Raw genomic sequence first — 970 nt, 5'->3', positions numbered from 1 at the left:
GTCCTCTGGATGGAGCGCCTCCCCTCCGCCGCCCCGGCCGCGCGTGTGAGGGGCGGCGCTGTGTGGTCGTCCCGGGTGGGGGCGCCCCGGCGCGCCCCCCCCACGGCCTTGCTCCCGGCCTTGAGTTCCACATCGCGCAGCTTCTTGGCATGCAGGGAGGGTCGAGCCCACGCGTAACTCTCGCCCTTCATCAACAGATGCCAGATCACGACAGAGAGTTTGCGTGCGGTTGCCACGGCCGCGACATGCTGCCCGCGCCGGGCTCGCACACGCAGGAAGAAGGCTCGCAACGGTCCGGGAGCACGAGCGGCCGCCCAGGCCGCCTCGACGAGCATGCCGCGCGCATGACCACGGCCCTGCTTGGTGATCCGCCCATGGTAGGCCGGACCTGGCCCGGACTGTCGGACGCTTGGGTTCAACCCGAGATAGCTCACGAGCTTCTGCGGATCGTCGAAGCGCGACACGTCGCCGATCGCCGCCTTCATCGCCAGCGCGACGGTCATGTCGACGCCGGGAATGGTCATCAGCCGCTTCACGCCTTCATCCGCGAGAGCCGAGCGGGCAAGATCGCGTTCGATGACCTGGAGGTCTTCGCCCAATCGGTCGAACTCGCGCAGATGCCGATCGATCGCGAGGCGCTCGTCCTGCGGCACGACCTGCTCGCTCAACCATGACCGGCCCTTAGTGCCGCACAGGTCGGCATGCGGGCAGGACGGGATCAGGTGGCTATGAAGGATCGACTGGATGACGTTCTTCAATCGAGACCTCTGCCGGACAATCTGATTGCGCCGTGTCACCTGTCGACGCAGAGCCTGCGTCGGCTCATCCGGAATCCAGACTTCCGGCAGGAAGCCGCTGGCATAGAGCTGCGCCAGAACGCTGGCATCGATCGTGTCCGTCTTGATCTTGGCATAGGCGATGATGCGCACCTGCTTGGGGTTTGCGATCACCACTTTCTTCACATGCGGCG

At 66.1% G+C, this 970-nt stretch carries 1 protein-coding gene; it reads right to left on the bottom strand.

Annotated features, from left to right (window positions below; genetic code table 11):
* A partial coding sequence (locus NKJ23_RS34465; RefSeq protein WP_352685180.1) for an IS110 family RNA-guided transposase occupies positions 1 to 970 on the bottom strand: 970 nt, incomplete at both ends.

Origin of the sequence: Mesorhizobium sp. M0184 (assembly GCF_040322215.1) — a bacterium.
Classification (GTDB): Bacteria; Pseudomonadota; Alphaproteobacteria; order Rhizobiales; family Rhizobiaceae; genus Mesorhizobium.
Note: the sequence above shows the minus strand (reverse complement) of the source record. Positions and strands in the feature narration are given on the sequence as shown.